General features: G+C 72.0%; 11 protein-coding genes. 2 read left to right on the top strand and 9 right to left on the bottom strand.

Annotated features, from left to right (window positions below; all coding sequences use genetic code 11):
* Positions 1-82 precede the first annotated feature (82 nt).
* The 5 genes from ACFRAC_RS04195 to betA all read right to left on the bottom strand — a co-directional run bounded on the left by ACFRAC_RS04195 (position 83) and on the right by betA (position 7,170).
* On the bottom strand, positions 83-1,045 hold the full coding sequence (locus tag ACFRAC_RS04195) for an ABC transporter substrate-binding protein (protein WP_382920357.1): 963 nt from the start codon (positions 1,043-1,045) through the stop codon (positions 83-85).
* A gap of 13 nt (positions 1,046-1,058) precedes the next feature.
* Entirely contained in the window at positions 1,059-3,059 is a 2,001-nt protein-coding gene (locus ACFRAC_RS04190; RefSeq protein ID WP_382920355.1) for an ABC transporter permease, read from the bottom strand.
* Positions 3,056-4,147: a glycine betaine/L-proline ABC transporter ATP-binding protein gene (locus ACFRAC_RS04185; RefSeq protein ID WP_382920352.1), complete on the bottom strand. Its 1,092-nt coding sequence runs from the start codon at positions 4,145-4,147 to the stop codon at positions 3,056-3,058. Before ACFRAC_RS04185 ends, ACFRAC_RS04190 begins: the two co-directional genes overlap by 4 nt.
* Before the next feature lie 429 nt (positions 4,148-4,576).
* Entirely contained in the window at positions 4,577-5,419 is an 843-nt protein-coding gene (locus ACFRAC_RS04180; protein WP_382920349.1) for an alpha/beta fold hydrolase, read from the bottom strand.
* Complete coding sequence (betA, locus tag ACFRAC_RS04175; protein WP_382920346.1) at positions 5,416-7,170, bottom strand: choline dehydrogenase; 1,755 nt, start codon at positions 7,168-7,170, stop codon at positions 5,416-5,418. Before betA ends, ACFRAC_RS04180 begins: the two co-directional genes overlap by 4 nt.
* A 200-nt stretch (positions 7,171-7,370) precedes the next feature.
* Between betA and ACFRAC_RS04170 the strand changes: the two genes are divergently transcribed.
* Complete coding sequence (locus ACFRAC_RS04170; RefSeq protein WP_382921123.1) at positions 7,371-8,117, top strand: IclR family transcriptional regulator; 747 nt, start codon at positions 7,371-7,373, stop codon at positions 8,115-8,117.
* On the opposite strand, the gene ACFRAC_RS04165 is transcribed toward ACFRAC_RS04170, so the two are convergent.
* The 3 genes from ACFRAC_RS04165 to ACFRAC_RS04155 all read right to left on the bottom strand — a co-directional run bounded on the left by ACFRAC_RS04165 (position 8,089) and on the right by ACFRAC_RS04155 (position 10,017).
* Positions 8,089-9,252, bottom strand: coding sequence for an aromatic ring-hydroxylating dioxygenase subunit alpha (locus ACFRAC_RS04165; protein WP_382920343.1), 1,164 nt, complete (start codon positions 9,250-9,252; stop codon positions 8,089-8,091). The two genes, ACFRAC_RS04170 and ACFRAC_RS04165, sit on opposite strands and share 29 nt — an antisense overlap.
* A 64-nt stretch (positions 9,253-9,316) precedes the next feature.
* Positions 9,317-9,658, bottom strand: a complete 342-nt coding sequence (locus tag ACFRAC_RS04160; protein WP_382920341.1) for an oxidoreductase C-terminal domain-containing protein — start codon at positions 9,656-9,658, stop codon at positions 9,317-9,319.
* Positions 9,655-10,017, bottom strand: a complete 363-nt coding sequence (locus tag ACFRAC_RS04155; protein ID WP_382920338.1) for a bifunctional 3-phenylpropionate/cinnamic acid dioxygenase ferredoxin subunit — start codon at positions 10,015-10,017, stop codon at positions 9,655-9,657. Before ACFRAC_RS04155 ends, ACFRAC_RS04160 begins: the two co-directional genes overlap by 4 nt.
* A gap of 307 nt (positions 10,018-10,324) precedes the next feature.
* On the opposite strand from ACFRAC_RS04155, the gene ACFRAC_RS04150 reads away from it, so the two are divergent.
* Positions 10,325-11,602, top strand: coding sequence for an alginate lyase family protein (locus ACFRAC_RS04150; RefSeq protein ID WP_382920335.1), 1,278 nt, complete (start codon positions 10,325-10,327; stop codon positions 11,600-11,602).
* A gap of 10 nt (positions 11,603-11,612) precedes the next feature.
* Here ACFRAC_RS04150 and ACFRAC_RS04145 read toward each other — a convergent pair whose 3' ends face one another.
* Complete coding sequence (locus ACFRAC_RS04145) at positions 11,613-12,836, bottom strand: glucuronyl hydrolase (RefSeq protein WP_382920332.1); 1,224 nt, start codon at positions 12,834-12,836, stop codon at positions 11,613-11,615.
* Positions 12,837-12,875: the final 39 nt, after the last annotated feature.

Raw genomic sequence — 12,875 nt, 5'->3', positions numbered from 1 at the left:
CGGCGGCCTACGGCCACGGTCAACCCGGAGGCCGGGGTGCCCGCGCGCTTCCCGGCGCCGGCCACCGGGCCTGCCCAGAGGTCTACTCGAGCCAGGTCTTCACCTTGTCGCGGTTGGCCTCGACCCACTTCTTCGCCGCCGCCTCGGGGGCCATCCGGTCCACGGCGATGTACTTGGCCACCGTGTTCTGGTCGTCGTTGGTCCAGGTGAAGTTCTTCACCAGGTCGTAGGCGGGGCTGCCCGACTCGGCGAACTTCGCGCTGACGATCTTGTTCAGCTCGTACTCCGGGTAGTCGCAGGCGATCTTCTCGGCGTCGGCGTCGCAGCCCTCCTCGTAGGCGGGCAGCTTCACCTTGACGAGCGGGACCTCGGACATGAACCACTGCGGCTCGTAGAAGTAGCCGATGACCCACTCCTTCTTCTTCTCCGCCTTGCGGAAGGCCTGGATGAGCGCGGTCTCGCTGCCCGCGTACACGACCTTGTAGTCCAGCTTCAGGTTCTTCACCAGGGCCTCGTCGTTGGTGACGAACGACGGGTCGCCGTCGAGGAGTTGGCCCTTGCCGCCCGACTCGGAGGTGCGGAACCGGTCGGCGTACTTGTCGAGGTTCTTCCAGTCGGTGATGTCGGGGTGCTCCTTCGCCAGCCACGGCGGCACGTACCAGCCGATGAGCCCCTTGTTGCCGGTGGGTCCGGCGTCGACGGCGGTCTTCTGGCCGGTGATGTACTTCTTCTTGAGGTCGTCGTGGCCCCAGTTCTCGATGACGGCGTCGACCTCGCCCGTCCCGAAGCCCTGCCAGGCGATCTCCTCCTTGAGGTCCTTCTGCCGGACCGTGCAGCCGAGGTCGTGCTCGGCGACGTACGCGACGACGGCCGCGTTCGCCTCGTAGCCCACCCACGGGTTGACCGCGAGGTCGAAGGTGCCGCAGGAGCCGGACGAGCCGCCGGAGCCCGCGGAGTCGTCGCCGACCTTCGCGCCGCTGCAGGCGGTGAGGATGAGGGCGAGGACGGCCGTAGCGGCCGCGCCGGCCCGCCGGTGTCGTGCCATGGTGTCGTGCTCCTTACGCGCTGGTGCGGCGAGCCGCCGCCTGAGTGATCCGGTCGAACATGACGCCGAGCAGGACGATGGCGAGCCCCGCCGCCAGCCCCTTTCCGTACAGCTGTCCCTGTGAGAAGCCGGCCACCACGTCGTAGCCGAGGGCCCCCGCGCCGACGAGGCCGCCCACCACGACCATCGACAGCACGTAGATCAGGCCCTGGTTGGTCGCGAGCGTCAGGGCACTCCTGGCCATCGGGAGCTGCACCTTGGTGACGGTCTGCCAGGTGGTGCACCCGGCCGAGACGGCCGCCTCCACGGTGGCCGGCGGCACGTTCCGCACCCCGTCCGCGACGATCTTCACGGCGACGGGTGCCGCGTAGACGACGGCGGCGACGATCGCCGTGAAGCGGGTCGCGCCGAACAGCGCGAGGAACGGCACGAGATAGACGAACGGCGGCATGACCTGGGCCGCGTCGAGGGTGGGCCGCAGCAGCCGGTCGACGAGGGCGTTGCGGCCCATCCACACGCCGAAGCCGACGCCGAGGACCATCACGAGGACCGTGGCGACGACGGTCGAGGCCAGCGTCGTCATGCTGTCGGACCACAGGCCGGTGCCGACGAGCAGGCCCACGCAGACGGTGGTGGTGACCCCGGCGCGCCATCCGCCGAGGACGGCGCCGAGGGCGATCAGGGCCGCGCCGACCAGCCACCACGGGGAATCCGTGAGCAGCGTCTGGAACGGGTTGAGCAGACCGGTGGTGAGCGTGTCGCGGAAGGCGTTGGTGAGACCGGACAGATGGTCCTGTGCCCAGGTGGTCACGCTGTCCGCGCCGCGGGAGACCGCGCTGCCCACGCCGCCCTCGCCGGGGAACTCCGCCGCCCAGACGTAGGTGTGGGACAGGTACACGAGGACGGCGGTGACGGCCGCGCCCGCGCCGAGCAGGGGGCGGCGCCAGGCCGCCGTACAGCCCCGCGCGCGCCGGGCTGTCTCCTGGCGTACGCCGGCCGCCGTGGTGACGCGGTCCAGCACGATCGCCATGACGACGATCGCGAGGCCCGCGTTGAACGCGGTGCCGACGTCGAGCGACTGGAGGGCCTGGACGACGGTCTTGCCGAGGCCGGGCGCGTCGATCAGGGCGGCGACGGTGACCATGGCGAGGGCGGCCATGATGGTCTGGTTGACGCCCATGACCACGGTCCGCGCGGACATCGGCAGCAGCACCTTCGTCAGGGTCTGCCGCCGGGTGGCGCCCAGGGAGTCGGCCGCCTCGACCGTGGTGGCCGGCACGGAGCGGATGGCGTGCGCGGTGATGCGGATGGCGGGCGGCGCCGCGTAGACGAGGGTGGCGAGGGTGGCGGAGGCCGGGCCGATGAGGAAGAACAGGGTGAGCGGCGCCAGGTAGACGAAGGTCGGCATGGTCTGCATGAAGTCCAGGAACGGCGTCGTGATCCGGTGGACCCGGTCCGACAGTCCCGCCCACACCCCGAGCGGGATCGCGAACAGCAACGCGACGAACACGGCGGAGAGCGTCAGCGCCAGGGTGTCCATGCTCTCCTGCCACAGCCCCTGGAGGCCGAGGAAGGTGAAGCCGGCCACCGCGAGCAGCGCGACCCTCCAGTTGCCCACGGCCCACGAGACGTACCCGGCGGTGCCGACGACCCCGAGCCAGCCGATCTGCGGGAGGGGCCGGCCGGCGCCCGGCTGGGAGATCAGTTCCTGGACGAAGGTGACCAGGGAGTCGATGACGAGCCGGATCTCGTTGAAGAAGTACAGGAACAGCGGGTTGGAGTCGCGGTCGGCGCCGATCGAGTCGTTGACGTCGTTGAACCACCGGTGCAGACCGGTGAGGTCGGCCGCCGCCAGTTGCAGCGTGTCCCGGCCGCGCAGGACGGCGAACAGCAGCAGCCAGACGAGGAGGATCGCGGCCACCACGAGAGGGCGGCCGGGGCGGCGCGCGGTCCGGGCCGGGGGCCTGGGCCCGGCGGTCCCGGTGCTGTCCGGTCTCTCCACGGCGACCGTCATCGTGGGCCGCCGTCCCGTCCGGCGACCACGGCGAGGATCTCCTCGTCGCCGACGATGCCGAGCAGTTCGCCGCCCTCGACGACCTTCACGGGCCGGTCGGCCGCCAGCACCGCCCGGGTGGCCTCCCGCACGACGACGTCCGGGCCCAGTTCCGGGCCGTCCAGGGCGTCGCCGTCCCGGGGCGGGCGCATGATCCAGCGCAGGGTCAGCACGTCCCCGCGCGGCACGTCCTTGACGAACTCGCTGACGTAGTCGTCCGCCGGGGCGCCCACGAGGGCGTCGCCGGTGCCGCACTGGACCGTCGCGCCGTCCCGCATGATCAGGATGCGGTCGCCGAGCTTGAGGGCCTCGGACAGGTCGTGGGTGATGAACACCATCGTCTTGCCGACCTCGCGGTGCAGCCGGACGACCTCGCTCTGCATGTCGCGGCGGATCAGCGGGTCGAGCGCGGAGAAGGGCTCGTCGAAGAAGAGGACGTCGGGGTCGCCCGCCAACGCCCGGGCCAGACCGACGCGTTGCTGCATGCCGCCGGAGAGTTGGTCGGGGTAGGAGTTCTCGTAGCCCGCGAGGCCGACCAGTTCGACGACCTCCTGTGCCCGCCGGAGGCGTGCGCCTCGGCTCATGCCGCGGATCTCCAGCCCGAACGCCACGTTGTCGACGACACGGCGGTGGGGCAGCAGGCCGAAGTGCTGGAAGACCATGGAGAACTTGCGGCGGCGCAGTTCGCGCAGCCGGGCGGCGTCGGCGCCGCTGATGTCCTCGCCCTCGAAGACGACCTCGCCCGCCGTGGGTTCGATCAGCCGGGTGAGACAGCGCACCAGGGTGGACTTGCCGGAGCCGGACAGGCCCATGACGACGAAGACCTCGCCCGGCGCGACGTCGAAGTGGACGTCGCGCACGGCGGCGGTGCAGCCGGTGCGGTCCATGAGTTCACGGCGGGTCAGACCGCGCAGTTCCTCGGAGCGCGGTACCCGGTCGGCCTTCGGCCCGAACACCTTCCACAGCCCGCGCACGGAGACGACCGGGGTGGAGCCCGGGTCCGGGGACGGGCCTGGCCGCTGGGGCGGCACCTCGGTGTGAGTGGTCACGGTCGGCCTCGTTTCGGCGTTCGGCCCGCGGCACGCGGGGACGGTGGGGCACGCCGGGGCACGGGCCGCCGAGTCCGGCCGGGGCGAAGGCGCTGTACACCCCGGCGTTCGCGCTGTGCCGCGCGGGGATCCGGACCGTCGTCGCGGAGGTGCGCCTGGCGGGGTGCCGGACCGCCCGGTGTTTTCCGGCCACCGGGCCTCGCCACGCGCCGTCCACGAACAGGTCTGCCACGCGCCGAGCCTTTCGACAGAAGTCGTTGCGCAATGTGCACCCGATTGCTTGTGGTGGAACACCTTTGCGAATCGGCCGACCGGCGTCAAGGGGGCGACTGATGACGATCACGCATGCCATCCCTTCCCCGCAGGAGCCCCGCCCGAACGCGGCGGCTCACGAGCCCCGGGCTGGAGCCGCCCGAACTCCCTCTCGCTCTAGGCGACTTGGGCGAGGAAGGAATGCAGGGCGGCGACAAGTTCCGCGGGGGCGTCCTCCTGGACGAGATGACCGGCGCCCGCGAACGGCTCGAAGCGCGCGCCGGGCACGAGCGCGGCGAGTTCACGGCCCTTCGCGACCGGGATCCAGCTGTCCTCCTCGCCCCAGCACACGAGCACGGGGATGCCGATGTCGCCGTAGCGGCCCTGGATCTCGTCGGTGTGGCGCTGGTCGGCCTGCGCGATCTGGCGGTAGAAGGCCGCCTGCCCGGAGTGATCCAGCCAGGGCTCGACGAGCCGTTCCAGGACGTCGGGGCGCAGCCCGGGACCGCCGGCGGAGGAGATGTACGCCCGCACGAGCGCGCCGTGCAGCGCGGGCGGCAACTGCCCGAGCACGTCCGCGTGTTCGCGGACGAGACGGAAGAAGGGCGAGCCCCAGGGGGCAAGGGCGACCGGGTCGACCAGGGTGAGGGCCCGGTAGCGGGCGCCGTGCAGGAGGTGGGCGCGCAGGGCGACGGCACCGCCGATGTCGTGGGCGACGACCAGGGGTTCGGGGAGGTTCCAGTGGTCGAGCAGTTCGGTGAGGACGCGCCCCTGGGCGGCCAGGGACACGTCCTGCCCGGCCGCCTTCTCGGACCGCCCGTAACCGGGCATGTCCCAGACGAACACCTGATGGTCCCGGGCGAGCGCGCGGGCGACGCCCCGCCAGACATAGGAGGAGAACGGGGTGCCGTGCAGCAGCACGACCGGGGTGCCGTCGGGTGGGCCGAGGCGGTCCCAGCGGACGGCGCCGGACGTGCTGGCGAAGGTGCGGGCGGGCAGCCAGTCGGTCTCGGAGGTCATTCCTCTCCCCGGTGGAGGTCGGCGGACACGGTCCCTCCACTCTCGCCGAGCTCCCGCTCGCCGCCGACCCGGCGCGCAGAGGACGTCCGCGCCTCCTCCCGGGCGTCGCGGTGACGGTGGTACGCGACCTTCGCGGGGGCCAGGGGCTCATTGCCGAGGATCAGATCGGCGGCCTTCTCGGCGATCATCATGACGGGCGCGTAGATGTTGCCGTTGGTGATGTACGGCATGACGGAGGCGTCCACGACCCGCAGCCCGTCCAGACCGTGGACGCGCAGGCTCGCCGGGTCGACGACGGCGAGATCGTCGGTGCCCATCCGGCAGGTGCAGGAGGGGTGCAGGGCGGTCTCGCCCTCCCGGGCGACCCAGTCGAGGATCTGCTCGTCCGTCTCCACCCCCGGGCCCGGGGAGATCTCGCCGCCGTTGTACGGGTCGAGCGCCGGGCGGCCCAGGATGTCGCGCGCGACGCGGACCGCCTCGACCCACTCGCGGCGGTCCTGCTCGGTGGAGAGGTAGTTGAAGCGCAGGGCCGGGTGGACGCGCGGATCACGGCTCCGGATCTTCACCGAGCCCCGGGCGTCGGAGTACATGGGCCCGACGTGCACCTGGTAGCCGTGGCCGCTGGCGGGCGCCGAGCCGTCGTAGCGGACGGCGACGGGCAGGAAGTGGAACATCAGGTTGGGGTGGTCCACGTCCTCGTTTCCGCGTACGAAGCCGCCGGCCTCGAAGTGGTTGGTGGCGCCCGGCCCTCTGCGCAGCAACCACTGGAGCCCGATGAGGGGTGCACGCCACTTGGCCAGGTACGGCTGGAGGGAGACGGGCTGCTTGCAGGCGTACTGGATGTACACCTCCAGGTGGTCCTGGAGGTTCTCGCCGACGCCGGGCAGGTCGTGGACGACGTCGATGCCGAGGGCCCGCAGCTCGGCGGCGTTCCCCACGCCCGAGAGCTGGAGCAGTTGCGGGGAGTTGACGGCTCCGCCGCACAGGACGACCTCACCGGCGCGGACCTGCCGCGGGGCGCCGGGGCCGCGCCGGTACTCCACGCCGACGGCGCGCCCGCCCTCGAAGAGGACGCGGGTGACGAGGGCACGGGTCCGCACGGTGAGGTTCGGCCGTCTCATCGCGGGCCGCAGGTACGCCTTGGAGGCGGACAGCCGGCGGCCGCGGTGGAGGGTGCGGTCGAAGGCGGCGAAGCCCTCCTGCCGGTAGCCGTTGACGTCGTCGGTGGGGGCGTGGCCGGCCTGACGGGTGGCCTCGAGGAAGGCGCCGAACAGGGGGTTGGCCACCGGTCCGCGTTCGAGGACGAGCGGGCCGTCGTGGCCGCGGAACTCGTCGTCGAGGTCGGCGGCGAGGCAGTTCTCCATGCGCTTGAAGTAGGGCAGGCAGTGCGCGTGGTCCCAGGTCTCCATGCCCGGATCGGCGGCCCAGCGTTCGTAGTCGAGGGGGTTGCCGCGCTGGAAGATCATGCCGTTGATGCTGCTGGAGCCGCCGAGCACCTTGCCGCGCGCGTGGTGGATGCGGCGGCCGCCCATGTGGGGTTCGGGCTCGGAGGCGTACTTCCAGTCGTAGAACCGGTTGCCGATCGGGTAGGTGAGGGCCGCGGGCATATGGATGAGGACGTCCCACGGGTAGTCGGGCCGGCCGGCCTCCAGCACCAGGACCCGGTGGGAGGGGTCGGCCGAGAGCCGGTTGGCCAGCGCGCTGCCGGCCGAACCACCACCGACGATGACGAAGTCGTACTGGGGAGCCATGCTGCCTCGTCTCCTCGCGTCGTCGCTACGCCGGGCATGCTAGACCTGGGCGCGCAGGACGCACCAGGTTGCGAACCACGCAACTTGGAGACCCGGCGGAAGGATGTCCTCCCCGTAACAGTGTTGTTTACTGCGCGTATAGTTTCACTGTGAGCAACTACAGCCCTGACCCGGACACACCGACGTCGCAGGCCGGCGGCGTGCAGTCGGTGGACCGCGCCATCAGTGTCATGGAGATCCTCGCGCAGCGCGGCGAGGCCGGGGTGAGCGAGGTCGCCGCCGAGATCGACGTCCACAAGTCCACCGCCTTCCGGCTCCTCGGCGCGCTGGAGGCCCGCGGCCTGGTCGAGCAGGCCGGCGAGCGCGGCAAGTACCGGCTCGGCTTCGGCATCGTCCGGCTGGCCGGCGCCGTCACGGGCCGTATCGACATCACCCAGCAGGGCCGCCCGATCTGCGAGCGGCTGGCGGAGGAACTGGGCGAGACGGTCAACATCGCGGTGCGGCAGGAGCATTACGCGATCAACCTCTACCAGGTGCGCGGTCCGGGTGCCATCACCGCGCACAACTGGGTGGGCCAGCTGACGCCGCTGCACGCCACGTCGAGCGGCAAGGTCCTGCTCGCGCATCTGCCCGCCGGGGAACGCGCGGAGCTGCTCACCCGGGCCGGCCTGAAGAAGGTCACCCCGCACACCATCACGGCCCGGACGAAGCTGGAGAAGGACCTGGCCGGGGTGCGGGAGCGCGGTTACTCCACCACCCGGGAGGAGTTGGAGATCGGGCTGCACGCCATGGCCGCGCCGGTCCGCGACCGGGACGGCGACGTCATCGCCGCGCTCAGCGCCTCCGGCCCCGCCTACCGGCTCACCGAGGACCGCATGCACGCGATGTCCCCGGTGCTGCTCAAGGGCGCCGAGGAGATCAGCCACCGGATGGGGTTCCTGGGCTGACCGCACCCCCCTGGTGGGTGTCCAGGCGGGCCGTCACCCAGGCGTGGAAGGCGGCGATGTGGTGCTCGCTGGGTACCAGCACCCCGCCCTGGGCGTACAGACGGGAGTTCATGCCGGGCTGGGTGCGCTCACACGCCGCGAAGTCCTGCCGGTTGACCCGGTCGAAGAGCTCCACCGAGCGGCTGACGTCCGCGCCGCCGTCGACGACGTGCGGGAGGTACAGCCAGTCGCACTCCACGACGGTGCGGTCGACGGCCACCGGGTACATCCGGTGGACGATCACATGGTCGGGGACCAGGTTGAGGAACACCTGCGGCTTGACGGTGATCGCGTAGTAGCGGCGGTCCTGTTCCCGGGCGATGCCGGGCAGGCGGTCCAGGCCCTCGGAGCCGTCGACGGTGAAGCCTGCGACGTGCGCGCCGAACTCGGCGCCGTGGCCGACGTAGTACTGGGCGGCGTAGCCGTGCGCGAACTCGGGCAGCACGTCGGTGAGTTCGGGGTGGATGGTGGCGCAGTGGTAGCACTCCATGAAGTTCTCGACGAGGAGCTTCCAGTTCGCCCGGACGTCGTAGACGATCCGCCGGCCCACCGACAGGTCCTCGATGCCGTAGCGCTCCAGGGACTCGAGGTCCCCGAGGCGTGCGACGACGTCCCCGACGACGTCGTCCTCGAAGGACGGCGGGTCCGGTGCGAGGCACACCCACACATAGCCCAGCCACTCGCGTACAGCCACGCCCGCCAGGCCGTACGCGGTGCGCCCGACGTCGGGCATCCTGGTGAGGTTGGGTGCCGCGACGAGCGTCCCGTCGAGCCCGTACGTCCAGGCGTGGTACGGGCATCGGAAGGCCCGCCTGACCTCCCCGCGGTCCTCCGTGACGAGGCGGGCCCCGCGGTGCCGGCACACGTTGAGGTAGGCCCGGACACCGTGGTTCCGGGCCCGGGTGACGAGGACGCTCTCCCGGCCCACGTCGACGGTGCGGAAGGCGCCGGGCCGCGGCAGGTCCGCGGCGCGTGCCACGCAGCACCACATGGTCTCGAAGATGCGCTCCTGCTCCTGGGCGAAGACGCCGGGGTCCGTGTAGGCGGAGCCGGGAAGGGTGGCGATCAGGCTGTCCGGCAGACCGGTCGGGATCACGGTGCGCTCCTCGGGGACGTCGGGGAGGGGGCGTTCACGCGCGCGGTCGCGCCGGCCGGGGCGGTCAGGCGGCGGCGAGCCGCCCGCGCCGGCAGGTGAAGAGGCGTACGCGGTTCATCCCGGGCACGGCGACGGGGTGTCCGGCCCGGCGGTACACGGCGAGGACGTCACGGCCCTCGGCGCCGCCGTCCTCCACGGTCACGCTCTCGGCGCCGGCCGCGTGTCCCGCGAACGGGATGCCGATGCCGTACCGGTCCGACCAGAAGTACGGCGTCCGGGGCCTGTCGTACGGGCGGTGGGCTTCGTCCCCGATGAGGACCAGCCGTCCGTCGTAGCCGCGCTTACGCAGGGAACGCGCGGCCGACGCTCCGGCGAGCGGGGCGCCGACCACGGCGACGGTCCTCACGCGGGACCGCCGGCCGTGCGGACGGCCCCGCAGGGCGGCAGGTCGGGCGTGTCGGTGGAGAGCCGGACGTGGATGACGCCCTCCACGACGACGATCTCGTGCGTCCGCACCGGGCGTTTGGCCGGCGGGGCGTCGACGGCTCCGGTCCGCAGGTCGAACGACGAGGCATGCAGCGGGCATTCGACCGCGCGGCCCTCCAGCCAGCCGTCGGCGAGCGAGGCGTCCTGATGGGTGCAGGTGTCGTCGATGGCGAAGAGTTCACCGTCGTCGGTGTGGAACACCGAGACCGGCGGGTCGAGATCGAGCCGGAAAGCCTCGCCTCGCGGCAGGTCCGCAAGACGGCACACGGGAATCATCATGACACCTCGGTGCGTATAGCGAAACGGATTGCGGTGAACGCAACGTCAGTCTGGAGGCGGCCCAGAAGCGTTGTCAAGGCGTCACCCGGCACCGATCCGGCCCCTCTCCCGGCCCCCTGAAGATCCCGAACGACCTGCGGAAACAGCGGAGTCGGACGCGCCGTCGGCGCCCGGTGGAGGGCCGCCCCTCCAGAGCCGCCCTTCGCAGGACCCGTTCCGCTTGGGGTCCCTTGCATGCCATGCTCATGCGGACTTACTCGTGAACTTCGCTCACATCCATGTCCGTTGGCTGATTCGGAGGGTGGAGATGAGAGCGACATCCCGACTGGGTGTCCTGCTGATGGCGCTGGCCGCGTTCACCACGGGGGCCGCCCCGACCACGACCGCCGGGGCACGGGAGCGGCAGGCGCCCCGTGTGCCGCACACCGTCGTCCTGGACGGCTCCCGTATGCAGCGGACGAAGGCCCGCCTCGACCACGGCGACCCGCACCTGCGCCGCGCGGTACGGGTGTTGCGCGCCCGCGCCGACACCTGGCTGGACCAGGGCCCGTGGACGGTCGTCGACAAACCCCGGCCGGCCCCCGGCGGTGACGTCCACGACTATCTGAGCCAGGCCCCCTACTGGTGGCCCACCACTCCCCCGACCGCGGACGATCCGTGGGGCTGCCCGTACGAGCAGCGCGACGGCGAGCGCAATCCCGAGGTCGACTCCGGCACCGACCGCCAGGACGTGGAGAAGACGTTCGACTCGTCCTACGACCTCTCCCTGGCCTGGTACTACACCGGGGAGCGCGAATACGCCGAGAAGGCGGCGCGGGTGCTACGCACCTGGTTCCTCGATCCGGCCACCCGGATGAACCCGAACCTCGACCACGCGCAGTTCATCCCGTGCCGGTACGACGGCCGCGCGATCGGGATCATCGACTTCTCGCAGTCCTACACCGCCGTCCTCGACGCGGTCGCCCTGATGGAGACCGGCGCACCCGGCTGGACCGCGCAGGACCGCGCGGCCATGAGGAAATGGAACGCCGACTTCCTGACCTGGCTCCGGGACAGCGACTTCGGCCGGCAGGAGGCCGCGGCCACCAACAACCACGGCACCTTCCACGATCTGCAGCTCGCGGGCCTGGCGTTGGCGACCGGCGACCGCGAACTGGCCCGCCGCACCGTGCTGGACGCGCGCGCCCGGCGTATCGCGCCGCAGATCGCGCCCGACGGCGGGCAGCCCCAGGAGCTCGCCCGCACCCGGAGCTGGCACTACTCGACGTTCGATCTGGTCGCCCACACCCGGCTGGCCGCGATCGGCCGCAACGTCGGGGTGGATCTGTGGGCCTACCAAGGACCGGAGGAGCAGAGCCTGTTCAAGGGGGTGGACTATCTGCTGCCCGCCGCGACGGGCGCCGCCGCCTGGCCTCATCCGGAGCTGGAGTTCCACCGCTTCGCGGCGACGGACGTGGTGCACGCGGCGGCCGACGCCGGGGACCGCCGGGCCCGGCAGGCCGTCCCCCTGCTCGAGGAGCCGCCGGGCGGCGACCTGTGGGCCCTGCGCCCGGCGGCGGAGCAACTGGACTCGATCGCGGGATGACCGGCGGCCGTCAGACCGTGGAGAGGTCGATCGCGCGGTCGACGTCGGCGGGCCGCAGCACCCGCAGGATGCCCTCCAGCAGGTAGTAGTCGGCGTACGGGAGCGAGATCTCGACGCCGTCCTCGGCCGGGCGGTTGCGGGTGCAGCGGGCCACCACCGCGTCCGCCCGGGCCGACTCGGTCGTCAGGCACGTCCGCGCCAGCGCGGTGAGCATCCGCAGCGCCACCTCGCGGTACCGCCGGCTGCCGGTGACGGCGGCCAGGTCCAGCAGTCCGCAGGCCATGATCGCGCCGGCGGACGCGTCCTTGACGTCGTGGGGGTGCTGCGGGGCGCGGAAGTCCCACACCGGCACGTGGTCCGGGGTGAGGGCGCCGATCGCGTAGTCGGCGAGGGCGCGGGCGGTGGCGAGGAAGCCGGCCTCGCCGGTCCTGCGGTACATCGTGGTGAACCCGTAGATCCCCCACGCCTGCCCGCGCGACCAGCACGACGTGGGGCTGTACCCCTGCACGGTGTTCGGGCCGACGGGGGTGCCGTCGGCCGGGTCGAAGTCGTACACGTGCGGGGTCGAGCCGTCCGGGCGGGGGAAGACGCGCCGCGCGGTCCGCGCGTGCTCGACGGCGATGTCCAGGTAGCGGCCGTCGCCGGTCTGCTCGCTCGCGAAGGCCAGCAGGTCGAGGTTCATCATCGTGTCGATGATGACCCGGCCCGCGTTGTTCGGGTCGTTCAGGCCGCCCCAGGCCCGGATGAAGCGGCCACGCGGGTTGAACCGGCGGACGAGCGAGCCCGCCGCCCGCAGGGCGCCGGCCCGCCAGACGTCGTCGCCGGTCAGCCGCCAGGCGGTGACCCAGGACGGGGAGAAGAGGAAGCCGAGGTCGTGGGTGCCGGTGTCGTCCTGGCGCGGCGCCAGCTTTCGGGCCGAGGCGAGGGCCCGGGTGCGGAACGCGTCGTCGCCGCTGTACAGCCAGGCCATCCACAGCGTGCCGGGCCAGAAGCCGCCGACCCAGTCGCCGTCCTGCGAGAACACCCACTTCTCGAATCTGGTGCCGACCGGGAAGGCGGTCACCCCGGGCGAGACGGCGGCGAGCTTGCCGACCGCGTAGTCGGCCGCCGCGCGCAGCGCGCTCAGGTCCGGGGTGGGTGCCATCGCCTCCACGGCCGCGGCGGGCGCCGGTAAGGCACCCGCCGTCGCGGCTCCGGCCGCCGTGGCCAGCACAGTACGCCGGGAAACACTCATGCGGACTCCTCCAACTGCTCGGTGGGGGAACGGAGTTGA

It is taken from the genome of Streptomyces sp. NPDC056628, from assembly GCF_042792555.1.
Lineage (GTDB): Bacteria > Actinomycetota > Actinomycetes > Streptomycetales > Streptomycetaceae > Streptomyces.
This window is presented reverse-complemented; position numbering and strand designations above follow the sequence as displayed.